The 22,540-nt window shown below is 63.4% G+C and carries 24 protein-coding genes and 2 tRNA genes; 11 read left to right on the top strand and 15 right to left on the bottom strand.

The features are described from left to right. Positions 1–12 precede the first annotated feature (12 nt). Positions 13–396: a hypothetical protein gene (locus BLQ70_RS02270; RefSeq protein WP_091855647.1), complete on the bottom strand. Its 384-nt coding sequence runs from the start codon at positions 394–396 to the stop codon at positions 13–15. Between the two features lie 303 nt (positions 397–699). Here BLQ70_RS02270 and BLQ70_RS02265 point away from each other — a divergent pair, with 303 nt between their 5' ends. The 4 genes from BLQ70_RS02265 (at position 700) to BLQ70_RS02250 (ending at position 3,790) form a co-directional block, all read left to right on the top strand. Next, complete coding sequence (locus tag BLQ70_RS02265; protein WP_091856143.1) at positions 700–1,308, top strand: Maf-like protein; 609 nt, start codon at positions 700–702, stop codon at positions 1,306–1,308. A gap of 97 nt (positions 1,309–1,405) precedes the next feature. Next, positions 1,406–2,227: an SDR family NAD(P)-dependent oxidoreductase gene (locus BLQ70_RS02260; protein ID WP_091856142.1), complete on the top strand. Its 822-nt coding sequence runs from the start codon at positions 1,406–1,408 to the stop codon at positions 2,225–2,227. Continuing rightward, positions 2,220–2,426, top strand: coding sequence for a DNA gyrase inhibitor YacG (gene yacG / locus BLQ70_RS02255; protein WP_091855646.1), 207 nt, complete (start codon positions 2,220–2,222; stop codon positions 2,424–2,426). The genes BLQ70_RS02260 and yacG overlap by 8 nt, the downstream gene beginning before the upstream one ends. Before the next feature lie 83 nt (positions 2,427–2,509). Next, positions 2,510–3,790 carry an NAD(P)/FAD-dependent oxidoreductase gene (locus tag BLQ70_RS02250; RefSeq protein ID WP_091855645.1) on the top strand — a complete coding sequence of 427 codons (1,281 nt, stop codon included), beginning with the start codon at positions 2,510–2,512 and terminating at the stop codon, positions 3,788–3,790. 206 nt (positions 3,791–3,996) lie between these two features. Here BLQ70_RS02250 and BLQ70_RS02245 read toward each other — a convergent pair whose 3' ends face one another. Continuing rightward, positions 3,997–4,764: a TIR domain-containing protein gene (locus BLQ70_RS02245; protein ID WP_091855644.1), complete on the bottom strand. Its 768-nt coding sequence runs from the start codon at positions 4,762–4,764 to the stop codon at positions 3,997–3,999. Between the two features lie 21 nt (positions 4,765–4,785). Further along, positions 4,786–5,292 carry a DUF4145 domain-containing protein gene (locus BLQ70_RS02240; RefSeq protein ID WP_091856141.1) on the bottom strand — a complete coding sequence of 169 codons (507 nt, stop codon included), beginning with the start codon at positions 5,290–5,292 and terminating at the stop codon, positions 4,786–4,788. Between the two features lie 1,854 nt (positions 5,293–7,146). On the opposite strand from BLQ70_RS02240, the gene BLQ70_RS02220 reads away from it, so the two are divergent. From BLQ70_RS02220 to BLQ70_RS02205, 3 genes are all read left to right on the top strand, one after another. Next, positions 7,147–7,707 carry an HNH endonuclease gene (locus BLQ70_RS02220; RefSeq protein WP_091855641.1) on the top strand — a complete coding sequence of 187 codons (561 nt, stop codon included), beginning with the start codon at positions 7,147–7,149 and terminating at the stop codon, positions 7,705–7,707. An 876-nt stretch (positions 7,708–8,583) separates the two neighbouring features. Continuing rightward, positions 8,584–9,315, top strand: a complete 732-nt coding sequence (locus BLQ70_RS02210; protein WP_091855639.1) for a recombinase family protein — start codon at positions 8,584–8,586, stop codon at positions 9,313–9,315. Positions 9,316–10,108: 793 nt separating this feature from the next. Further along, complete coding sequence (locus BLQ70_RS02205; protein ID WP_091855638.1) at positions 10,109–10,771, top strand: hypothetical protein; 663 nt, start codon at positions 10,109–10,111, stop codon at positions 10,769–10,771. A 302-nt stretch (positions 10,772–11,073) separates the two neighbouring features. On the opposite strand, the gene BLQ70_RS02195 is transcribed toward BLQ70_RS02205, so the two are convergent. The 6 genes from BLQ70_RS02195 to BLQ70_RS02175 form a co-directional block, all read right to left on the bottom strand. Then, positions 11,074–12,756, bottom strand: coding sequence for a site-specific integrase (locus tag BLQ70_RS02195; protein WP_244511878.1), 1,683 nt, complete (start codon positions 12,754–12,756; stop codon positions 11,074–11,076). A gap of 110 nt (positions 12,757–12,866) precedes the next feature. Further along, positions 12,867–12,961 (bottom strand) — tRNA-OTHER (locus BLQ70_RS25520). Continuing rightward, positions 12,956–13,672, bottom strand: a complete 717-nt coding sequence (locus BLQ70_RS02190; protein WP_091855635.1) for a hypothetical protein — start codon at positions 13,670–13,672, stop codon at positions 12,956–12,958. Before BLQ70_RS02190 ends, BLQ70_RS25520 begins: the two co-directional genes overlap by 6 nt. Further along, positions 13,662–14,003 carry a hypothetical protein gene (locus BLQ70_RS02185; protein ID WP_091855634.1) on the bottom strand — a complete coding sequence of 114 codons (342 nt, stop codon included), beginning with the start codon at positions 14,001–14,003 and terminating at the stop codon, positions 13,662–13,664. The genes BLQ70_RS02190 and BLQ70_RS02185 overlap by 11 nt, the downstream gene beginning before the upstream one ends. Positions 14,004–14,135: 132 nt before the next feature. After that, the gene (locus BLQ70_RS02180) at positions 14,136–14,369 is read right to left on the bottom strand and encodes a hypothetical protein (protein ID WP_091855633.1); all 234 of its coding nucleotides are present in this window, start codon (positions 14,367–14,369) and stop codon (positions 14,136–14,138) included. Further along, entirely contained in the window at positions 14,366–15,361 is a 996-nt protein-coding gene (locus tag BLQ70_RS02175) for a peptidoglycan-binding protein (protein WP_244511877.1), read from the bottom strand. Before BLQ70_RS02175 ends, BLQ70_RS02180 begins: the two co-directional genes overlap by 4 nt. A 64-nt stretch (positions 15,362–15,425) precedes the next feature. Between BLQ70_RS02175 and BLQ70_RS02170 the strand changes: the two genes are divergently transcribed. Further along, positions 15,426–16,220: an FkbM family methyltransferase gene (locus BLQ70_RS02170; protein WP_170843283.1), complete on the top strand. Its 795-nt coding sequence runs from the start codon at positions 15,426–15,428 to the stop codon at positions 16,218–16,220. Positions 16,221–16,473: 253 nt separating this feature from the next. After that, on the top strand, positions 16,474–16,695 hold the full coding sequence (locus tag BLQ70_RS02165; RefSeq protein ID WP_091855631.1) for a hypothetical protein: 222 nt from the start codon (positions 16,474–16,476) through the stop codon (positions 16,693–16,695). 4 nt (positions 16,696–16,699) lie between these two features. On the opposite strand, the gene BLQ70_RS02160 is transcribed toward BLQ70_RS02165, so the two are convergent. The 6 genes from BLQ70_RS02160 to BLQ70_RS02130 form a co-directional block, all read right to left on the bottom strand. After that, positions 16,700–17,602, bottom strand: coding sequence for a hypothetical protein (locus tag BLQ70_RS02160; RefSeq protein WP_091855630.1), 903 nt, complete (start codon positions 17,600–17,602; stop codon positions 16,700–16,702). A gap of 285 nt (positions 17,603–17,887) precedes the next feature. Further along, the gene (locus BLQ70_RS02155; protein WP_091855629.1) at positions 17,888–19,045 is read right to left on the bottom strand and encodes a hypothetical protein; all 1,158 of its coding nucleotides are present in this window, start codon (positions 19,043–19,045) and stop codon (positions 17,888–17,890) included. Between the two features lie 45 nt (positions 19,046–19,090). After that, the gene (locus tag BLQ70_RS02150) at positions 19,091–19,420 is read right to left on the bottom strand and encodes a hypothetical protein (protein WP_091855628.1); all 330 of its coding nucleotides are present in this window, start codon (positions 19,418–19,420) and stop codon (positions 19,091–19,093) included. A gap of 30 nt (positions 19,421–19,450) precedes the next feature. Next, positions 19,451–19,942, bottom strand: a complete 492-nt coding sequence (locus BLQ70_RS02145) for a hypothetical protein (RefSeq protein ID WP_091855627.1) — start codon at positions 19,940–19,942, stop codon at positions 19,451–19,453. A gap of 166 nt (positions 19,943–20,108) precedes the next feature. Next, a tRNA-Phe gene (locus BLQ70_RS02140) sits at positions 20,109–20,184 on the bottom strand. Between the two features lie 408 nt (positions 20,185–20,592). After that, the gene (locus BLQ70_RS02130; protein ID WP_091855625.1) at positions 20,593–20,799 is read right to left on the bottom strand and encodes a hypothetical protein; all 207 of its coding nucleotides are present in this window, start codon (positions 20,797–20,799) and stop codon (positions 20,593–20,595) included. A 158-nt stretch (positions 20,800–20,957) separates the two neighbouring features. Between BLQ70_RS02130 and BLQ70_RS02125 the strand changes: the two genes are divergently transcribed. Both BLQ70_RS02125 and BLQ70_RS02120 read left to right on the top strand, forming a co-directional pair. Beyond that, positions 20,958–21,707, top strand: a complete 750-nt coding sequence (locus tag BLQ70_RS02125; RefSeq protein WP_061964236.1) for a FadR/GntR family transcriptional regulator — start codon at positions 20,958–20,960, stop codon at positions 21,705–21,707. Between the two features lie 7 nt (positions 21,708–21,714). Next, positions 21,715–22,482: an SDR family oxidoreductase gene (locus BLQ70_RS02120; RefSeq protein WP_210184240.1), complete on the top strand. Its 768-nt coding sequence runs from the start codon at positions 21,715–21,717 to the stop codon at positions 22,480–22,482. Positions 22,483–22,540: the final 58 nt, after the last annotated feature.

Below are 22,540 nucleotides of genomic sequence, written 5' to 3'. Positions count from 1 at the left end.
ATACAGGTCGGTTTAGCGGCGATATCCGCTGAGCCGGGCGGCGTTGGCGCGGGTGCGTCGCGCGAAAGGCTCCAGCGTGCTGTCGGCAACCTTGACCGCCGCCGTCGCCAGATCGAACTGCCCGGGCGGGTGGAGGGCAAGGCCCCACCAGAACGCGGTCGTCGCCTGCATGGCGGCAAGGCTGCTCTCGAACACGGCCGAGGCCTTCTCCATCACGGCCTTGGTGGCTTCGCGCTGACCACGGCTGTCGCCGAAGGCGCCTTTCATCAGCAATGGCATCCGCATGGCGATGGTCAGGCCGGCGTCGGCCTGCATCGACATCAGGCGTGCCGCAAGAGCCTGCGCCTCCGCCCCGGTCGCAAGGGCGGAGCCCGTCGATTTGCGCGATCTCGGCATGGTTAGGACTCCGGTAAGCCGACGAAACCAGGAGACGTAACGCCGAGGGGAAGGGAGTCTGCCGTCAAAGGCCCGGCTTGGCAATGCCTAGTATACCAGAGCCGTCGACCGTGACCGCATGGAACAGGCGTGCTCCGTCCGAAACCCGGAAGGCGATGTTCCGGCCGATACCGTCGTGGATGGATTTATCGCCCTGCCGAAATGCTCTAAGGCTTGATCCGCGCCGAAACCCTGCGGCCCGGATTCCTGTCGAGCAGCCTGTTGAGCCTTTTCTCCACTCCTAAACATCCCGGCTGGCGGCCGATGCTGGTTCTCGCGTCGGCGTCGCCGCGCCGCCTCGCGCTGCTGGAACAGGCCGGGCTGAAGCCGGATGCGCTGCTCCCCGCCGAGCTCGACGAGACCCCGCTGAAGGGCGAGCGCCCGCGCGATCTCGCCCGCCGGCTGGCGCGCGAGAAGGCGCAGGCCGCACGCGAGGGCGCGAAGGCCCGCGCCGATCTCGAAGGCTGCTATATCCTCGCCGCCGACACGGTCGTCGCCGTCGGCCGGCGCATCCTGCCCAAGGCCGAGATCGTCGACGAGGCGGCCGCCTGCCTGCGCCTGCTCTCCGGGCGGGCGCATCGCGTCTATACCGGCGTCGCGCTGGTGACGCCTTCGGGCACGGTCCGGGACCGCATCGTCGAGACGCGGCTGCGCTTCAAGCGGCTCTCCAGCGAGGATATCGAGACCTACCTCGCCTCGGGCGAATGGCGCGGCAAGGCCGGCGGCTACGCCGTGCAGGGCATTGCCGGCTCCTTCGTCGTCAAGCTCGTCGGCTCCTATAGCGGCGTCGTCGGGCTGCCGCTCTACGAGACGGTCAACCTTCTTGGCGGCGAGGGCTTCCCCATCCGCTTCGGCTGGATGAACGCAGCCTGATACGGCGCCGATGCGGGTTGCCGGATCACGTCTCGCGGCCGATCCTGCCGCCGGGAAACGCGTTGCACTGGAAAGCGCCGACAAGGGGGAAGCGGAGATGACGGGACGTCTGAGTGGCAAGGTCGCGATCGTGGCCGGGGCGGGATCGATCGGGCCGGGCTGGGGCAACGGCAAGGCGACGGCGACGACCTTCGCTCGCGAGGGCGCGAAGGTCGTCTGCGCCGACATCAACCGCGACGCGGCCGAGGAGACCGCCGGCATCATCCGCAACGAGGGCGGCGAGGCCTTCGCCATGCAGACGGATGTCACGAAGGCGGAGCAGGTCGCCGAACTCGTCGCCCATGCGCTCGGCCGCTATGGCCGCATCGACATCCTCGACAACAATGTCGGCATCGCCGAGGTCGGCAGCGTCGTCGATCTCGCGGAGGAGGTCTGGGAGCGCGTCTTCAGGGTCAACCTCACCGGCCCTTTCCTGGCGATGAAGCACGTCATCCCGGTGATGCAGCGCCAGTTCGAGGAGACGGGCGAGGGCGGTTCGATCATCAACATCTCGTCGATCGCCTCGATCCGCCACACGGGCGTCCCTTATGCCAGCTATTCCGCGACCAAGGCGGCGCTGAACCAGCTCACCCGCACGACGGCGGCGCAATACGCACCGCAGAAGATTCGCGTCAACGCGATCCTGCCCGGCCTGATGAAGACGCCGATGGTCGAGCATTCCGCCGGCCTCGCCGCCGTCTATGGCAAGGGCGATGTCGATGCGATGTGGGCCGCCCGCGCCGCGCAGGTGCCGATGGGCCATATGGGCGAGGCCTGGGACGTGGCCAATGCCGCGCTCTTCCTCGCCAGCGACGAGGCGCGCTATGTCACCGGCATCGAGCTCGTCGTGGATGGAGGAATCACGCTCAAATATGACTGACACCGAAAACGCCCCGCCGGCCGCGAAGCCCTGTCCGATCTGCGGCAAGCCGGCGGTCGCGCGCTTCAAGCCGTTCTGTTCGGCGCGCTGCGCCGATATCGACCTCGGCCGCTGGCTCAAGGGCAGCTATGTGATCCCCGGCGAGCCGGTCGACGAGGCGGAGGAGGGCGCGCCGCCGCAGCGCGAGGGCGAGGACTGAGTTCTCCCGCTGCGCCTCATGAGTGTCGCCATCCTGCGCCACGATGGTAGCCTTACCCATCCGGCTCCGGAGTGGTTCGACAGATGAGCAGCGGTCCTGAACCCCATATCGTTATTGTCGGCGCCGGTTTCGGCGGGCTGGAAGCGGCGCGCAACCTCGCGGACGCGCCGGTCAGGATCACGCTGATCGACCAGCGCAACCATCATCTGTTCCAGCCGCTGCTCTATCAGGTCGCGACCGCTTCGCTGCCGACCTCGGAGATCGCCTGGCCGATACGCTTCCTGCTGCGCGGCCATAAGAACGTCACGACCTTGCTCGGCACGGTCACGGGCGTCGACAAAGGCCACAAGCAGGTGCTGCTGGACGGAGCGCCGCCGATCGCCTTCGATACGTTGATCCTCGCGACCGGCGCCCGCCATTCCTATTTCGGCCATGACGAATGGGAGCCCTATGCGCCGGGCGTGAAGACGCTGGAGGACGCGACCCGCATCCGGCGGCGCATCCTCTCGGCTTTCGAGCAGGCGGAATGGGAAACGGACCCGGAGCGAAGGGCGGAATGGCTGACCTTCGTGATCATCGGAGCAGGGCCGACCGGCGTCGAACTCGCCGGAACCATCGCCGAGCTGGCGCATGACACATTGCGCGGTGATTTCCGCAATTTCGACACGCGCAGCGCCCGTGTGATTCTGGTCGAAGCCGGTCCGCGCATCCTGGCAGGTTTTACGGAAGATCTTTCCGCCTATGCCGAACGGGCGCTGAACGGCCTCGGGGTCGAGGTCAGGCTCGGCCAGCCGGTCTCCGAATGCCGCGCCGACGGCATCATGCTCGGCGGGGAGTTTCTACCGGCCCGGACCATTCTCTGGGCTGCCGGCGTCGCAGCCTCGCCGGCGGCGGAATGGCTGGGAGCGGCGGCCGATCGGGCGGGCCGAGTCCGCGTCGAGCCCGATCTCTCGGCTCCCGGTGAGCCCGCCATCTTCGTGATCGGCGATACCGCCTTCGTTGCGGGCGCCGACGGCAAGCCCGTGCCCGGCATCGCGCCGGCCGCCAAGCAGCAGGGGCGTTATGTCGCTGGCCTGATCAAGGCGCGGCTGCGGGGCAAGCCGGCTCCGCCTCCCTTCGGCTACAGGAACGCGGGCAATCTCGCGACGATTGGCAAGCGGGCGGCCATCGTCGATTTCGGCTGGATCAAGCTGCGAGGGCGCCTGGCCTGGTGGATCTGGGGCATCGCCCACATCTTCTTCCTGATCGGCCTGCGCAACCGGCTCGCCGTCGCGCTCAACTGGCTGTGGATCTATGTCAGCGGACACCGCAGTGCCCGACTCATCACGCAGCGCGAGCCAGGGGGCAGCCAGGACGCGCGGTGACGCATCACGCGAACTGCTTCAAGCCGCTGATGTCTTTGTGGAGCCGACCGCATAGCGGAAGAATGGTGCCCAGGGACGGACTGCGCTTTTGCGATCCTGTTTTGTTGAAACTAAAGCGAAATTCGGCGCAGTCAAGCGGACTTGTTACACGGCCGGGGCTCACGGTTTGATTCCACCTTTAGGAATCGAAGTGCTCCCCTAGCGTCCTAAAAATAATCGCTCCTCCGAGGAGGCCTCGGGGCTTCCTCAAACAGTATGAAGTCCTTACCTTTGATTCGCGCGACGTAATTCCATTGGGTCGCAGCTTCCTCAATGTAGAGCCGAGCGGAGCCGGACGCCAAACCGAGTTCCTTGTCTACATCATCGTATTTCAGTGCTTGCCTATTTTCGCTGGAGCTGCGGTGCCCCATCCAGGATTGGATTAGGGCAATGCAATCGTTTCGGTCATCCACTAAGGCGTTGTCGCTGCTTGATGCGATACTATCGCCGGAGGCCGCAGTAGCCTCGCGCTGTGTCAGAGAGCCTAGCTTTTTGATCGCCCGGAGGACGCGATTGCACGCGGGGCCTAATGCCGCTTGGAGATTGCCGTCTTGTCTATCCGCATCGAATGAGGCCGGCGTTAGTCCGGTCAAGTCCGTAGGTAGGTGCAGATCATCAACGCCTCGGGGGACCACCACGAAGCAGCGTTCTGCTCCAAGACGCCCGATGAAAAGGCCCAGCTCGAAAATTACATTGTCGCGGACTGTACGCTTCTTCACATCACGCATGGCTGTGATGTCGTCCGGCGAGAAGATGAACAGCCCGAAGTCACTTTCCTCAATCTGATCTAGCAAGGATGCCATCGCCGTACGCGACGGCTCAAAGACCCCCTGTGACCATACAGTTGGCTCAACCTCGTGCTCCAAGTTCTCCTGCGCAGCATAGGCGAGGTTAAGATGCTCAACCGAGGAGCCGATAAAGATTCTAGGTTTCATTTTCAGTCTCGCCCGCCACCTTCACTTCGCCGGAGGCTTGCCGGCTGCCGCAAGCTTCGCATTGAGCGCCGCCTTCCGGGCCGCCGCTTCCGCTGGCCTCACGTAGAAATGCTGGAAAAGCTCCTCGATAATCTCAAGGCACCATTCCGCTTCTTCTGGGTCCACATCGATAACCTGGAGCTGGGTCACATCGGTGATCGGATGCGCTGAGAAATTCCCAAAGTTCCTTATGGCATCCACGGTGTCGCGGATACTGGAGGGTATGCCCTTGGCCGGGTCCGCCTCATTAAGCAGGAGGTCTATCTCGGCGGCGAGGTCTCGGGCTTTGTAACCCTGTGCCCGGAGGATCGCCTGAAGGCAGCGGCGAGAGAGTGCGGCAGAAGCTTTGGGACTGATCGACAAAACAGAAGCAGCTTCCGCGTAATCGCTCGCTAAAACTGCTGGCACTTCCGAAGGTGGCGACCTCCGCCGCGATGCTCCCTTAGGATAGACGCGCTGCCACTTAGCCTCAGTGGGGATCAGGCCCATCTGAATATCTATCGTCTCGCAGTCGCACGCAGGGCACAGAGTCCCCTGGAGGTACCAATGCGCCTGAGTGACATTTTGGAGGATGCGCTCCACTTTCCAATTCGCGTGGATGCCAACTCCGCAGTGCGGGCACTTCATCTCATTCCCCAGCATCCACGTCAGACCTGTAGAGCCGCGCGAGGGGGTCAACCCCATGCCCGCCCGACTCTTGGATGAGCTGACTGTTGGTCATATGGAGCGCGAAGTTAAGCACATCGAGGGCCATATAGACTTGGCCACCCACAGGAATTTCCCCACACCATCGGCGGACTTGGTGATGAAACTCCTGGACCTTCGCCTGCATCTCCGCCGCCTTGCCCGGCCCTAGGCTGCGCTTCGTGCGCTGCACCACGGTTAGACCACCTCGCTCATTGCTCGCCAGCCTCCGCCATGAATGCCTCAAGGTCCCCCGGAAGCTCGCCATAACGCCCCAGCACAACGGCAGGCTCAAAGTCTCCTGACGCCGGGTCTCCAGTCCGCGAAAAGGCGATGGCTCCGGGATGATGCAGGGAGAGACCCCGAGCCCGGCTCTGGGCCTGCCAAGCGTTGAGCGCCTCCACGCCCCCTCCGGGCAAGAGGTCACCGTCCTCCGTGCGGACGATAGGCAGGGCCACATAGTACGTGATGGAGGCCATGGCAGGTCTGAGGCTCCCTTGATGCATAGGAACAAAAAGGGAACAATAGGACTCGCTCGGAGTCAAGCTTTGGGCTTAACCAGACCACCCAACGTCGCGAATGTGCTCAGCCTCCATCTGCAAAGCGTTCGGGGTCGGCGCCGGATCGTAGGCATGCACGAAGCTTCGCCCACCACACGAGGCCCAATCTCGGAGTATAGAGAGTGACCAGTCGCCGCCGTTTCCGGTTCGGCTAGGTGCATCGAACTCAATGATCCACCGCGCCGCCGAATGAGGTGACGCAAAGCGGCCAAGCAATTCGCCATTTCGATGAAGTAGTACGCTTCCCATCCCGATACCCCCTTGGACGGCTCCAAGGCGGCGGACGGCGAAAAGACATGAGGGTGCTCGGCGTCAGCCAAAGCGCGAATTAACGCACCTTGGAACCGGGCACTGACCCATGAGAGACCTTTGGTGAGCAGTATGTGGCTCGGTCTCGACGCAGAGCTAACACATAGATTGGGGCGGAACTTTGTGGCTTTGGGGTGAGACCCCCGACCTAAATCAAAGCTAGCTAGCATCGCGCAGCCAACGCAGCGTAAGCTTCCAAGAAAAGAGGATTTGGGGGAAACGCGATGCGTGCAGTCGGCAGAACGCTTGCCGCAATCTTGCTTTGGGTGGTCTCATGTGGGTTCGCCTTGGCGTTCGCCCCGAGCGACTTCCGGTCATGCCTCGTTAAGGAAGCCGGCACGAAGGAACGCCTAGACTGCTACGATATGATCCTGCCGCCCCAGCCCCGAGCCAGCTTCAAGACCGCCAAGACGATCAACGAATGCCGGCACGCTCGGGAGCAGGACGCACGGCTGGCCTGCTTCGACTCCTTCATGGTCTCGACAGGTCAGGCACGAAGCACCCGCTCCACAGTCTCAGAGCCGCCCATCTCCGCCACCCGCCCGGCTTCGAGCCCGCAGAGCACACCGCGAGCGACGGCATCAAGGAGCAGTGACACGAGCGATACGCTCCGGGCTGCCGCATCGATGGGCCATAAGGCTGTAAAGGCTTCGCGCAGGGCTTCCGGTCCATGCCCCTGTGGCAGCGGGAGGGTCTGCATCGGGCCGCGTGGCGGTCGCTACTGCATGACCTCAGGCGGTAACAAGCGGTACGGGCGATAGATTGGCTAGGATTGGAGTGGGAGGTTTGAATGACGCTATTTGAGATGCTCGTGGAAGCGCTAAGCCAGTTGCCGCAGCCGGCCCATATTGATGCGATCAAAGAGCGCGTGAAGGAGATCGCGGCGGCGCAGGGCATTGAGCGCAAGACTTTCTCAGTTCGGACGGTCCTAAGCCAGAACAAGGACGTCTTTAAGAATGTGAACCCCGGAAGTGGAATGTGGGCGTTAGCGGCAGGCGGGCCTTTGCCGGACGTCTGGGACGAGGGTTTGAACGATCTAGGCGAGCCGGAAGGCAAGCGCGTTCTTGTGGCTCACCTACGTGCCGAGAGATCGCGCAAGCTTGTAGCGGCATTCAAGGCCCGATTGCCCAACTTCAAGTGCACGGCTTGCAGCTTCGACTTCGAGGTACGGTATGGGGAGCTAGGCGCTGGTTTCATTGAGGCCCATCACATCGAGCCCGTCTCGAAGCTAAAGGGCGATAAAGCTCCTGACCTCAATCAACTTGCGGCCCTCTGCTCGAACTGCCACCGCATGATCCATAAAGCTGGCCTGATTAGCGTAGAGGAGCTTAAGAGGCGGATGCAGTTGTGACCCCCATCGGCACCTTCCCGGAGGGTCAACCACGCGAGAGACCACTTAACGTAGCGACGGATGCGCGTTTCCCCCATGCGGGGTCCGGGAATTCCTAAAGCGCCCGCAACTGCCCCCCATCCCCACCGATGCCGGAATGACCTGGAACCCACCCGCTATTGGCGCTGTGCCGGCTCTCGGGATGGCGAAGGGTGGTCTGTTGATGCTCAGGCTCCAAGGGGGCGACACGCGGCCTGCTCTCCTCGGAGCCCACTGCCTGCCTGCCTTCAGCGCCGCAGGATACGGAGGGACCGATAAATAATCGCGTATCCCTCACGCACACGGATTCCCCAAGTCGGGTTCAGGGCGAGAAAGCCGGCAGCCTGGGCTTCAGTCACGAACGCCCGAGCGAACCTCTTACGGTTCTCCGACCGAGGGAAGCACCGAAACAAGCCATCCGAATACCTATGGGCGGTCCTCGCAATGCCGCGCGTATTGGCCGTGATAGTAACCATCTTAAGTCCATTCTCCGAGGCATGATTGCCTTTCTTATATTATAGCGCCCAGCGAGCCCGCTGCGCTTGTTCATGAGCCAGCACAACGGCAGGTGCCGGAAGGCCTCGCCAATCCAACGCGCCGCTGATCGGCTGAGCTTCACTAGTAGATACCCAAGGGGTCCTCCATGTAAGAGGCCTCCTCTACGCGTGGGCTGACGACTTTCCCCCAGTGCCCCTCCCGCTTTCAGCAAACGGCTAGAGCGCCCAGGAGGCCCACGCGTCCGCGATGCCGTCCACTTGCACCACCTTCCGCCCGGCCCTTCCATCTTGCTTGACCGTGACTCCCCCACCTTTTACATCCGTGTCAACGACCGTTGATTAAAACGTAAAGGATCGAGCGATGGCTGATGGGGAGTTCGTTGCCTACTATCGCGTCTCCACCACGCGGCAGGGCGCTTCCGGGCTCGGGCTGGAGGCCCAGCGTGCAGCAGTCGAAAGCTACCTGAACGGCGGAGCTTGGCACATCCTCGCGGAGTTCACGGAAGTCGAGAGCGGCCGGAAGTCAGAGCGTCCCGAACTTCACAAGGCGCTGCACAAAGCCCGGCTTCATCGCGTCCCGCTCGTCGTCGCCAAAGTGGATCGCCTTGCTCGGTCCAAGGGGTTTCTGGAGCACATCCTGGAGAGCGGCGTCGACGTGCGCTTCTGCGACCTTCCAAAAATCGAGGGCGCAACAGGGCGCTTCATTCTTCAGCAGATGGCGGCGGTCGCGGAGCTGGAAGCCGGCCTCATCTCGGCACGCACCAAAGCCGCCCTGGAGGCTGCCAAGCAGCGCGGGAAGAAGCTCGGAGGCAATCGCGGCGTCAAGCTGGCGGAAGCAGCCCAGGAGGCCGGCAGAGCCGCACAGAGCGCACGCGCCAAGCTGCGGGGCCAAGACCTAGCGCCGGTGATTGCGGAGTTGCGCACGGCAGGAATAACCACGCTGTCGGGGATCGCCCAAGGTCTCACCGTTCGCGGGATACCTACGACACGCGGCGGCACAGTCTGGGCGGCGGTGCAGGTGTCGCGAGCCTTGAAGCACTTGGAGCCTTCGGGAGAGGTCACTACGGCCTGCTCACGGGAGTCAAGAACGTAAAGCCGCTCGTTCCCTCCCGGCTCTCATCGCCACCAACACCTCATCACGGCTGAGCACCTGGAGGCTGGCACCGGGTTTGACATCAAGTTCCCGCCGCTCGTGGAAGGCGCTGCGGCTGCGATGCGACGACCCTTTGAGTGACGCCGAATGGCCGTTTACTGAAAACATTGAGTTATTTCGCTTTAATAGGCGTATCTTATGGTAGGGACGCATAGTGCATACCTTGAAGCAGTGAGTGCGGCACTGTAATCATTGAGGAAATTTAGATTAATTCCCTTATCTTATGATAGGGACCCGATGGCTCACCGTAAGGTCGTGGTCGGCCGAGGAAAACAATAGTCTTACCTAGTGAGAGGGCGTCCAGGTTGACCTAATTGGGATACCTTATGATAGCGCGTGGCACTGGCTTAGTGCGGATCAATTCCCGCACCTTATGAGATAGCCCCACCGTCTAGACCCCAATAGCAGGTCAGGCCAAAGCACCCCCACCCACATGCGTCAGACACTATCTGTCGTCTGCAACTCGGTCACTTCAAGCACGGGGTCTATGGCGAGACGCGCGTCAGTGCTCACAGTGACCGACCTGCGATAGCCAGCAGAACTCCTTCCGGCAGCTTCACCATAGACCGGGACGGAGATCGCGACACCGAACGTAGACCTCAAGGCCCCACCCAAAATCCCACCTTTGAGACACCCTCAAAGCCTTCTGCCCAAGAGCAGAGGGAGGGCGGAGCTATGACGCCACCGGGACGCTCCCGGCATCACCCAAAACAAACCTCAAGGATCATCCCACATGACGCAACCCAAGTATCTCACGCCAGACGGCTATGAGGCTGTCGCTACTTACATTGGGCAGGCGGCAGACAGAGGCCCCGACCACCGACTTGACGAAAGCCTTTTGCTCAAACAGCCAGTCCACGGGCCTATTACCCACGTTGAGCTTGCCATGATTGATGAGCGACCTCAGGTCGCCGTTTCGATCCATGGCCGCAACCTCCGCTACTTCGACCCGTTGGACTTTTGCGCGGTTACCTTAGCCACCGCGTTCGGCATGGGCCTTAGCTGCAACGACACCGGGAAAGGCTGGACTTATCCGAGATGCCGGGTGGCCGAGCCGAAGAGCCGCGCCATTCACCTCCTGCGTATCCTCACCGATGCCCAGCCTTGGGAGGTCGCCAAGCAGCATCCGGCGGAAGGCCCGCGCCCCGACTACCACCACCTCTCTCGCCGGGGTCTATCGAAGCAATCCGTCCGCGAGGCGGCTTGGAAGCTGGGCAAACCCTCCCGCGTGCCGAGACTCGGACGCAAAGACTTCTACGATGCCGTCGAATGGTACTGGCAGCGCAACCACCTCAAGGCCGGCATCCCGGTTTCGCTCCCGGAGCACCTCAGCCTGATCAGGACGGCGTTGGAGTTTGGGGACCAGTTCGGAAGCCGCGAGGCCGCCAGCTACTAGCTCCCTCGCGAGGAGGGGGACCGGGGAGCTAGGCTTGTGGGATAGCCAAAACTTCCCGGTCCTTTGGGGCGCGGCCAGAGGCCAGCCATTACTGCCCTGACCCGAGGGCCAATGCCCCCAGGAAATGCGGCAGGTTTAACAGCACGTAGCCAGCCGCAAGGAACCAGAGGTATCGCTGCCACTTGGGCGTGCTTTCGGCTGTCGCTGTCTGCCATACGGCGGAAGCGATACCAAGCGTGGCTCCCCCGAGAGCGGGAAGGACGATAAGCGAGAGCAGTACGGTCAGAAGGCTTTCCATCGGGTCAGCCCTCCAGCTTCACGCGAGGGAACTTCGCCATAGCCAGCGCCATTGCCGCCACCGTCACGTCGCCATAGTCATCGCCGGCCGTCCTCGGTGCGTGGCCTTGGATGGCGTCCACAATGCGGCTTTCTATGCCGGCCGACCTCGCGACCGTCTTGAAGCGGTGCCGCCAGCCATGATTAGGCATCACCCGCTCATCTGGCACCTGCACGCGGGCGAACTCCGCGAGGCGGTTCTTGAGACCCCGTAACGGTCCCCGGACCTCGCCTTCCTCACCGACCTTAAGGAAGAGATGGCCGGCAGCCGCATCCTTCACGAACTGCACAAAGCCTTCGTCCACGAGATGCTGATGGAGCACCACGTCCCGTGCTTCGTCGGTTTTGACCGTGCCGGCATCGGGCGTAATGGTGATGACCCAGTTGTCGCCATCTTGGCGGAGGTCTTGCTTGCGTAGCTGCGCCATCTCCCCGAGGCGTGCCCCCGTGTAGGCGCAGAGCCAGGGCACCCAGCGCTTGGCGGCGGCTGTCTTTGGGGTCTCGTCAGTTTTCCGGTAGTCGTGGGCAGCCGTGAGGAGTTTGGCCGCCTCGTCGTCGGTGAACCCCTTGGAGCGCAGCTTTTTGGATTTGCCGAGCTTGATCGTAATGCCAGCCGCAGGGTTGGATGCCATGCGGCGATTGCTGACAGCCCACGCGAAGATCGTCTTGAGGCTCGCGAGATCGCTATCCTTCACGGTCTTGGCGGAGATAGGTTTGTTGGTGCGGGGGTTGATGCTGGAGAGGCGGTGGTCTTTGAAACCGATGACATTCTCCGGCGTCAGCCGGGCCGCATCATCATGCCCAAGGTAGGCCACCATCCCCGCCATGGTATTGCGATAACTCTCATAGGTGCTCAGCTTGCGGCCGGTGGCTTGCGCCTCTTTCCACCAGTCCTCCACCAGCCCCTTGAGTGAGACCGCAGCGGCAAGTCCAGAGGTGGGCAGGAGCTTGGACTGCTCCGCAGGAGACACCCATTCGGGGAAGCGCTGAGACTTCGGGTCCGGCGAATAGTCGCCCTCAGCGTTCCGGGCGCGATTCTCGAAGGCATCACGTAAAGCCTGCACGAAGGCGACCAGGAGCAGGAGCCGCGAGCCGGCTTCCACCGCTGCTATGCCCCGCGCCAACAATAGGCGGTCCACGAGAGGGCCAACCACGGGCTCCATTTCGCTGGGCACCGGGTTTGCGTGCAGGGCGCCTAGCTTCGCCACCATGGAGTGGAAGCCACTAGCCTCCTCGTCGGGAAAGACCCCGTGCTCCACCACCCAGTCATCGCGGTCTCGCCCCTGGCGACCGGGCTTGAGCGTGATCCCAATGGTCCGCGAGTTTGGCGTCTCCGAGGCCCACGCCCGATAAAGTTCACCGGCCAGCGCATGGGCCTGCCTGTTAGTGAGACTGATGGGTTTGCTGGCGCGGCGGCCCTGCCACACGGTCTCCAGGAAGGCCGCCACCGTCGCGTGCCGCACCTTGCCCTCACTGTGGTCTCGCGTTCGCAGGGAAAGCCGGATGGCCTTCATCGCGGGAGAGATGGCGAGGTGATGAAACTCACCATTGCCGAGCGGTATGGAGAGCTTGAGGCCGGCTGCTTGAGGCAGCACATCGGCGGGAATGCGCTGGGTGAATTGTATGAAGGAGGAGTCGCTGCGCTTCACTGAGCGGACGAGCCTATGGAGCATTGTTGCACACCGTTGTTACACGGTCGCATAGGCGCAAGTCGCTGGGAAGCCTTAAGTTCTTGAGATAAAACGGAGCTCAAGAAGAATGGTGCCCAGGGACGGAGTCGAACCGCCGACACTGCGATTTTCAGTCAGAGCCAAGTATCTGAAATGCTTATGGCGTGTTACCGGCGCCCTAAGCGCTCCCCTTCAAAAGCCCGAGCGACACGAGGCCGGCGCGGATCGCGTTCCCCTGTGCCGCCAGCGTCGCGGCCGCGTTCGCCTGGCTGCGGTTCAGGACCGTGAATTCCACCCAGCCCGAGCCCTCTACGAAAGCCGTCACGGCGGAAGCGGTGACGCCAATCGTCTGGCCGGCCGAGCCCTGATTTCCGGCGGTAATGGCCGTGCCTGCCACCGTGCCGCCGATCGTGTTCTGGTTCGCTGTCGTCAGCGCCATTACGCCGCCTGTCACGGACACGGCGTTCACCGAGGCAGTCAGCGTCGCAAGCTTTGATGCGGTGGAAGCGGGCTTGGCAGTACGAAACAGGGCCGAGATCACCGTGAAGTCGAAGGGCAGGGCGATCTTGAAGTCACCGGCCGCGATATCTGCAAGCTGCAGCGGGAGGATGATCGTCTGGCGATAGGTCGCGGCCGCAAGGCCGGTTGTCGGCGCGGCCGAGCCGCCCGAGTTGTCAGAGATGGCGGCCTGCGCGGCTCCTGCAGGCTGAGCGACCGGATCAGCACCAAAGAAGGAGCGCTGGGCCGCAGCCGTTCGCCCGAGCACGTTGCGCCAGAGAGACCCGAACGTGCGCTTGGCGTTCGGCGGGCCGCTCGTCGGCCGGACATAGAGCAGCTCGCCTTCGGCGGCATCGTCCGGCGCGTCGGGAGATTCGGAAGCGTGGTCATCGAGCATCCACCTTGCGTTCGATCCACTGCATGATGGCCAGGATCACCTTCACGTCGGCAGAGAGCTCATTGGTCTTCTGCCGATCGATCTCAGCCGAGCGCTTGATCTCCATCGTCTCTTCCTTGAACTGGCGCTTCGTCTCGGCCAGATCGTTGGTGAGGCGCGTGATCGCCGCCGCGGTCTGCACGTCGGCGGCTTTGCTATCCGACCAGAAGCCGAGATACTGAGTCTCGAGCGCAACCGCGACGGCAAGCAGCGCCGAAACGAAGTTCGGGATCAGCCTCTCGACGAACTTGCCGTCACGGTTGCCGATCATGGCCTCGACCTTCTCGTTCATCGCCAGCCGCACGCCTTCGCGCCATATTCGTTGTGCTTCAGGATCGAGACCTTGTCCTGCCGATCCATGGCGGCGGCGGCCTGTGCGCTCGGCCGGGTGGGAGAGGAAACGTCGCAGAAGTCCCCGGCGTTCCTACCGCCGCAGCCAGCGGCCGAAACGCTCGTCAACATCAGCATGGCCAAGACCGTCCACTTCATCGTCCAATTCCTTCTTGACCTGCCGGGCCTGCGCTCGCTTCTGATCCTGCTCCGCCTGCAGCGCGGCCTTGCCCTCGGAGCGGCCCTTCAGCCGCGCGACGAACAGGAGGCTGAGGGCGATGCCGACCGCTGAGGCCGCGCCTGTGATTTTCGACCAGAGCCAGGTCATGCCGTGATCTCCCGCTTGAGGTCGCGCACGGCCGCAATGATGCGGGCATGGAACAGGATGTCGAGCCCGCCCAGGACGATGCTCGCGCCGGCGATGGCGACGACAACGCGCCAGTCTCCGAGCAGGGCGGCGAACCTGCTCCCGCCGGCAAGCGCGATCTGGCCGATGCGCTCCCAGAAGCCGCCGGTCTTGTCGACTGGCTTGTCCAGGGCGGGCGGCGTCACCGCGACCGGCTTTTCCTCGACCACGGGCGCAGACGCGGCATCTGCCGGCTGATCGCCCTTCGCCGTGAAGGCCAGCAGTCGGGCATGGAGGGCGGCGCGCGTTTTCGGCCCGGCGCTGCCGTCGACGACGAGGCCGGCATCCTCCTGGAAGCGGCGGATGTCGTTGGCGTTGTAGCCGAGCAAGACGAGCGACGCGCGCGCCAAAAGCGCGAGGCGATCGGCGTAGCCGTTCAGGCCGCCATTGATCTTGACGGTGATGTTCTCGACATCGCCCTGATCGGCGAACCTGTTCAGGTTGCGCGTGTCCCAATACCAGAGCGGCCCGAGGTCCTCCCAAGGATCGGTGTTAATCAGGTCGGGGAAGCGCAGGAAGTCCGGCGCGCTGGCGTCGATATGCTTCCGGCACCAGTCGCGGAATGCCTTGGTGTTGGCGCGCCCGGTGATTTGCATGGCCGTATGGCCGGCGAACTTCCGTCCGTCGCCAGGCTGGGTGTTGCCAAGATCCGCCAGGCCTTCATAGCGCCGCTGCGCGTCGGTCGGCCCCACACCTCGCGATCGTGCCGGAACTCCCCGCTCTCGTGCATGAGCTGCGGGGTGAACTGCGCCAGCCGGTGCGGTTGGTCGAGGCCGAAGCGGCTGCCGTAGCGCGACAAGGCGACCAGAACGGAGCTCGCGTTCACCACGGCCGCTGCATTCAACGGCTTCCGCGCGATCTCCCGGACCTGTTCGATGGAAAGCTGCATCTGGCACCTCGTGATGCCAGACCATGGGCGGCAGCGGGATCAGCCGCACCGCACACGGGGGCGCCCACCCCCTTGCGGGCGGAAGTGGGATGACGCAGAAGTTCCAGCCGAGAGAGATGGAGCGACTGATGGCTGCGATAGCGCGCGTAGAAGGGCCTATGTTGAATGATCTGGCCCCGCCCCCGGACCGTAAAAGGCCCCTGAACTCACGCGAGCGGCGCGCCATCTATTCCCACAAGCTGAAAGTACCAGCAGAACTCAACGGCCAGGGCCGTATTGCCGAGCATCTATTGAAAGGGCTGTTCTACGAAGCCAATCTACTCGTGCACATCTGGCAGGCCGACATCCCGGGCATCTATTTGGACGTCGGCGCCAATGTCGGAAATCATATGGCGTTTTTCGCTCACAAGACGCGCGCAAGCCACGTTTTCGCTTTTGAGCCAGTTTGCGAACATGTCGGATCATGTCTCGACATCGCCCGTTTGAATGGTTTCCCCCACAAAGTCTCAGTCGTGCCTTTCGCGGTCGCTGAACACCCTGGCATGATCAATTTCACATACCAACTGCTGGACCATTACCCCAAGAGGACAGCCGCCGCCGTAAGATTGGACGACGTTGTCCCGCCGGGAGTGGGTCTTATCAAAATGGACATCGAAGGCGGCGAACCGGCGGCCTTGCGCGGCGCCACGAGGATTCTCTCTCAGGACCGCCCGGCACTATACATTGAGGCCCATGATGACGCTGCGCTGGACGAATTGATGAGCGTGCTCAGGCCTTTCGCCTATGAATTGACGGGCGCGGTCTTTAACGCATCGCCAACCTATGAGATCGTACCCAGCGAAAAACTCGAATATTTCGAGGACATCCAAAGTGAGCACAATTAATGCGCTCGATCGAAACCGCAGCAGACTATGATTTGGCACTGGCAACCCTGCGTCGCCTTATCCGATCTCCTGAAGGTTCGAGAGAAGACGAAGAGGGGGCTCGGCTCCTGACGCTTATCGAGAAATGGGAGACAGAACGCTTGGGCGAACCAATGAACCGCGTGTTCTCTCGCGACGGGCGTTCCTTTGTTACAACCGTCGAGCGCAGGCCTTAGGCATAAGCCTGAGGCCTCATAAGGCCAGGACCCCGACCATGGCGGCAAAGAGTGACCTCGAAACAGTCGAGGCCCTGAGCGACCTGAACAAGGCCTATCAGGCCGCGGTTGATGCCCCGTCCGAAAACCTTGTTGGCTGGGATGACCATGAGGCTTTCCGAGAGGCCATGCGCCGGCCAGTGAAGACCACAGACGCGGCCGGTGCGGCGCTCATTGCCAAGGCGCTAGGCGACGCAATCCGAGTCGGCTCGACAAACTGACGCGTTAAACCAGCGTCGTTGTCAAAGCCCCGGCATTATCGACAGCGATCCGATATCGTTTGGTCCCGTCTGGTGTTTTAATGATCGGCCCCTTGCCGGCCGTAAAGAACTCCAGATCGCCGCCAGCATCGAAACAAGTGTGCTCGTATTCCTGGTCGGCCGCTAATGAACCAACGCCAGTCATCACCGACAAGCCGACCGCCGACGCCGAAGCGCCCTGCTTCGCAACGAGACTCGCGCCACGCCGATCCGAGCCAGGACGGCCGAGAACGAGCGCGCCGCCATAGGCTCCCGCCCCCGCCGTCGCCATGACCGCAGACACGAATAGAGCGCCGAACTTTCCGGCGGCCGGTGTCGCAGCGAGATCGAACCCAGCGCTCGCGACCGTCAGCCCCGCCAAGAACCGTGCGGCATCGGGGCGTCCGACCCGGCGCTTGCCGCCCTGCTCGATATCGATGAACACGAGATCGCTGGCGGGCATGCCCTGGAATGTGGCGTTGCCGTTCACCCGCCCGATCAGTCGGAACGGACCAGTCAGGTTGCCAGCGATCCAGCGGCAGAGGTTCGTCGTGTAGCCGGTGATACCGTCGAGCTCGATCAGCATGTTCCCGACGTCGAACGTCGTGGACACCGCAATAGCGTTGGCGCCGGCACACGAACCAGCAACCCCGTAGATCCTCACATTAGTGACGGGTCCGCTGAATTGATTGATGCCGTCGACGTCATTGGTGCCGTCAATGTAAATGAACGCTGCATTTATGGCATCGCCCGAGAGGCCGAATACCTCGACATCGTCGCAGTCGTTCAGGATTGCGCCATACTGCCCCGAAACAAGGGCATCATTTCGGTAAAGCCGGATGAAGCCGACGCGCAAACCCCTGATATGCGTGAACCGCGTCGCGTCCATGTTGCCGATGGGCGCTCCATCGCCGCAATCGATCCCGACGACACCGGCGACCGTTCCGTTCCATGCTTTCTCGGTAACGCCGGGCGAGATGAGAAGCGATGGATTGATCTTGAACGGACACCCTCGGCAGTTCTCCGCGGTGATGACGCCGATCCGGTAGTTGCGCGTTTCGGCATCCGCGATCCGGGAACCGCCGATGCGGAAGGCATGCTCGTTGGAGCCCTCGATGTAGCACGGGCCGATATTCCAGTCGGCGCAGCCTTCAACGAGTACACCATTCTGCCCCTACATAACGCCGGCTGCATGGGAGCTGCGCCCCGTCATCTGCAGATAGCCGATATTGAAGGACAGATAGTTGAAGCGCGCTCCCGTCAGATAGCCATCACCGTCGATGATCCCGATGATGCCGCCGGCGGGTTGGGTCGGGGCCAGGGCTCGACCGTCGAACCAGAGCTGATCATCAAAGCGGCGCATCATGATCCGCTCGATACAAACGCCTTCGCCTGTTCCGGTGATAGCGCGACCCGCGCGCTGCACATCAGAGATCGCGAATAGCGACTTTCCTCGAACATTTTTGCCGACGCTGATCAGGTTGGCCGCCGTCTCAGTGCCCGGCGTGGTTGCGAAGATTTCATCGAAAATCACGCCGTCACTGATCGTCAAGGCAATCTGCCCGCCGGTCGTTGAACCATCGTGCCGCCATACAGCGCCTGAAGATCGAACAACGAGACCTGGCTTCAAGTCGACCATGTCGTATTCGTAGGTGACACCGCTCCGCAGCCGCAGCGCACCGCCGAGCGCCCAAGCCGCATCAGCCGCCGCCTGCACGCGGCTGAGTTCCGGCACGAGCGGGAACTGCTCTGGTCGGAACTCAAGCCCGTCGATCGGGAAGGGCACTCCTGCGATGATGCCGCCCAGTGCGTCGATCCGCTGATCCTGAAGGACAAGCTCGCCCTCTGCGGTCGTCACCCGTCCATCAAGCGCCGATACATCCGCCTGACGCGCCGCCGTTTCGTCGTCGATCCGGCCATCCAGCCGGACGATCTCGGATTTCCGCTTGGTCTCCTCGCGGCCGACGTCGCGGCGGAGTTCCTGATCGGTTGCCGTCAGAATGTTCAGTTCGGTGTTGTGATCGCGGGCCGGGATGCCGCGGCCTTCCGCATACTGCCCCTGCCGGCGCGGATCGCGAACGCCGTCGATGACGAGGGCGCCGGTGATCGGTGCGGCGAACGTAATCGAGCCGCTGACCCAGGTATTCGGCTCCCCGTAGAAGCCGCTCTCGATGGTGCCGCTGAAGGTCAAGCCGGTGACCTCGACATCGTCAAGCGTGACGCGGAGATCGGCGCCGGTGCCGTCGAAGACCGGGAAGTCGATCGGGAAGGGGCCAGTCGCAGCGACCGGCGCGTAGGACATCGAGCGTTCGGAGGCGGGGATCGTGGTCATTACGCGACATTCGCCGCGCCTTCATCGACCTGCACCGCACATGAATCAGCGCGGCGCCCGCTCCGGGATGCCGAGCTGATGGTTGACGCCCTTCTCGACCTCGTCGAGCAGCCGCCTGACGAAAAAGAGATTCTGGAACGGCAGCAGCCGGCGCACGGCGGTGGTGTCCGAGGCGTTCCATTCGCCTGTCGCGACTGAGCCGCCGATCTGCGCGAGGCGCTCGATCTTGTTCGCAGTCGGGCCGGCGAAGGTACCCAGCACCCCGCGGGACTGCATGCGCGACAGCGGCTTGTCCGCGCCGATCACGCGGTAGATGTCCGACTGGCCGCGCGTGAACTTCGCGCCCATGCTGTTGATCTCGTCGAACCAGCCCATGACGCCAGAGCGCGAGATGCCTTCCTTGACTCAGTCCTGCGGGCGCTCGCTGGCCTTCTGGCCGGAGACGAGCGTGTAAAGCCGATAGGAGAGCATGCCGAGCGTGATCGCGGCGAACAGGCCCTGCAACGTGTTCCAGTCCGAGCGCTGCAGGTTGGTGATCAGCATCCGCTCGTTGGCTGCCGCGATGAACGCCTTGAACTGCCCGAGCATGGACATGACGGGGCTCGACATCCAGAGCGGCTTTTCGAGGCCGGGCGTGATCACCGCGATATTGACCTCTCGCTGAAGGGCCGCCTCGAACGCCTTGGCCGCGTTGCGATCCTTCCACGCATCCGTGTTCGGCAGCCGGGAGCCGTCGACCTTGGAGCCGCCACCGTCCGCATAGGCGGCGTGGATGCGCCGGGCCATCGCGTCGTCGATGCCCGACTCGGCAAGGTTCGCGATGTCCCTGGCCGTGCGCTTGCCGAGCGCGATCCGCTCCGTGGCGCGCACCCAAGCCAGCACGACGCAGAAATACAACCGCGGAAGGCTGGTTCAGACCGGTCGTGTCGCAGAGCTCCGGCTTGCCCGACGCAAGGCCGAAAACGAGGCGTGAACAGAGCGCCCTAACACGCACCCTAACACCGAGCCTCGAACTGACTTAAGCCTTTGTCCGCATAGTACTGATTTCATTGCGGAAAGGCGATGGTGCCCAGGGACGGAGTCGAACCGCCGACACTGCGATTTTCAGTCGCATGCTCTACCAACTGAGCTACCTGGGCGAACCGGGAGCGGCGCGGGGCCGTCCGTGTTGGTGGGGGCGATATAGAGGCAGGCGCTCGGCCTGTCCAGTCACTTCCGCCGGCTTTCTTCACCGCGGCCGCCAACGGGCTTCCGGCCTGTGGATCGGATCGATGCAATCCGGTGCCGCCTGGTGGCGGATGCGATCCAGGAAGGCGCCGCTGCTTCCGGGATCGGCTGCGGCCGAGCACCGTGCGAGGCCATCGATGGCGGCAGGCGCCGCGCGCGGGCCTGCCCGATTCTCCGGTCGCGTCATGGCCATGACGCGACGGGGCGAAGCCGATGACATGGCTCATGACCTGGAACGAAGCTTCGTCCAGCTCGCAGGATTCGCGCTTCCAGCCGGTGGCGGTCAACACGGGCTGGCCCGGGCGACCGTGAGGGACCGGTCAGTCTTCCGAATCCTGGGCGATCGGCGTTTCGGCAGGACGGAAATGCTTGCCGTTGATGACGCGGACAAGGGTCCGCACGAGGGCGCTGACGACGATGACCAGCGGCAACGCGATCACGGCGTTGCCATCCAGCGCCAGCCAGATCGCAAGGCCGCAGCTCACGACGATCCCGAGGACGAGCAGGAGCTTCATCTGGATGAGCATGGTCCCAATGCGGGAATCGGGCAAGTTTTGCCCGCAAACGAGGTTCATCGCCGGCTTCGATCAGCAAACGACGCAGCGTTCGGAACCTGCGGAGAGGCATAACTTCGGTTGTCAGACAACTGATAACATGACAATGCTGCGCACAGCAGGAAACCGCCATGCAGTTGTCGTCCATCGGATCCAGGCCCAATCTCGCGAGCGATGCCGCCACCGCGCTGGCGACGTCGATCCGCTCGGGTGCCTTGCAGCCCGGCGCGCGTTTGCCTTCCGAGACCGAGCTCGCCCGCCAGCTCGGCGTCAGCCGGCCGGTGGTGCGCGAGGCCATCGCCTATCTGAAGGCCGACGGCATCGTTGAAACCCGCCGGGGGCTCGGGCTCTTCGTCAACCAGCAGGATTCCCTGCGCCTGCGGCGCGCGGAGATCGCGGCTTCCGAGCAGTCGATCCTGCAATTCCTGGAGTTCCGCCTCGGGCTGGAAGTGGAGGCGGCGCAATTGGCCTCGCTGCGCCATACGCCTGAGAATCTTGAGCATATGGGCGCCGCCGAGGCCGCGCTGAATGCTGCCGACGATGCGGGGGAGGACAGCTCCGCTCATGACCTGGCGCTCCATCTCGCCATTGCCACGGCCGCGCATAACCCGCTCTTCCTGACCGTGCTCCAGTTCGTCTCGAGCCCGCTGCTGAACTCGATCCGCAGCATGCGCGACAAGGATCGCGGCGAGGAGGCCAACGTCGCGATTCGCCGCGCCGATCATGCTGCGATCCTCGACCGCATCCGCGCCAGGGACCCGGCCGGGGCCGGCGAGGCGATGCGCAAGCATATCGGCGAATCCTATCGCCGTTACGCAGCCCAGCTCGCCGCGGGCGGCCCGATGCCGGCCCACCCGGCGCTCCAGACCAAAGCGAAATAGGACCTCCATCGTGACCTCACCTTTCGATCTCTCGGGGCGCACCGCGCTCGTGACCGGTTCCTCGCGCGGGCTCGGCCGTGCCATGGCCGAAGGGCTCGCGGCAGCCGGCGCGAGCATCATCCTCAACGGCGCCGATGCCGGGCGGCTCACCGAGGCGGTTGCGGCAATGACCGCGGCCGGCCACACCGCGCGCGGCCTCAACTTCGACGTCACAGACGAACAGGCGGTCGTGGCCGCCTTCGCCGCGCTCGATGCCGAGGGCATTGCGGTCGACATCCTCGTCAACAATGCCGGCATCCAGTTCCGCAAGCCGATGCTGGAGCTGGAGACGGCAGACTGGCGCCGCGTGCTCGACACCAACCTGACCAGCGCCTTTGTCGTCGGCCGCGAGGCCGCCCGCCGGATGGCGAAGCGCGGCCATGGCAAGGTCATCAATATCGGCTCGCTGACCAGCGAGCTCGCCCGCGCCACGGTCGCGCCCTACACGGTGGCGAAGGGCGGCATCAAGATGCTGACCAAGGCCATGGCGGCCGAATGGGGCGAGCTCGGCATCCAGGCCAATGCGATCGGCCCCGGCTACATGATCACCGACATGAACCAGGCGCTGATCGAGAACCCGGCCTTCGACGCCTGGGTGAAGGGCCGCACGCCCGCCCGCCGCTGGGGCCGCCCGGACGAGCTCGCCGGCACCTGCGTCTACCTCGCCTCCTCGGCCGCCGATTATGTCAGCGGCCAGATCATCTATGTCGACGGCGGCATGATCTCGGTGCTGTGAGCCTCCAATAGCCAACAAGCGGCGAGGGGCCTTGGCGCCCGCTCCCGAAAAGATCCAA

The organism is Allobosea robiniae, from assembly GCF_900102525.1.
In the GTDB taxonomy this organism is placed as follows: domain Bacteria; phylum Pseudomonadota; class Alphaproteobacteria; order Rhizobiales; family Beijerinckiaceae; genus Allobosea; species Allobosea robiniae.
Note: the sequence above shows the minus strand (reverse complement) of the source record. Positions and strands in the feature narration are given on the sequence as shown.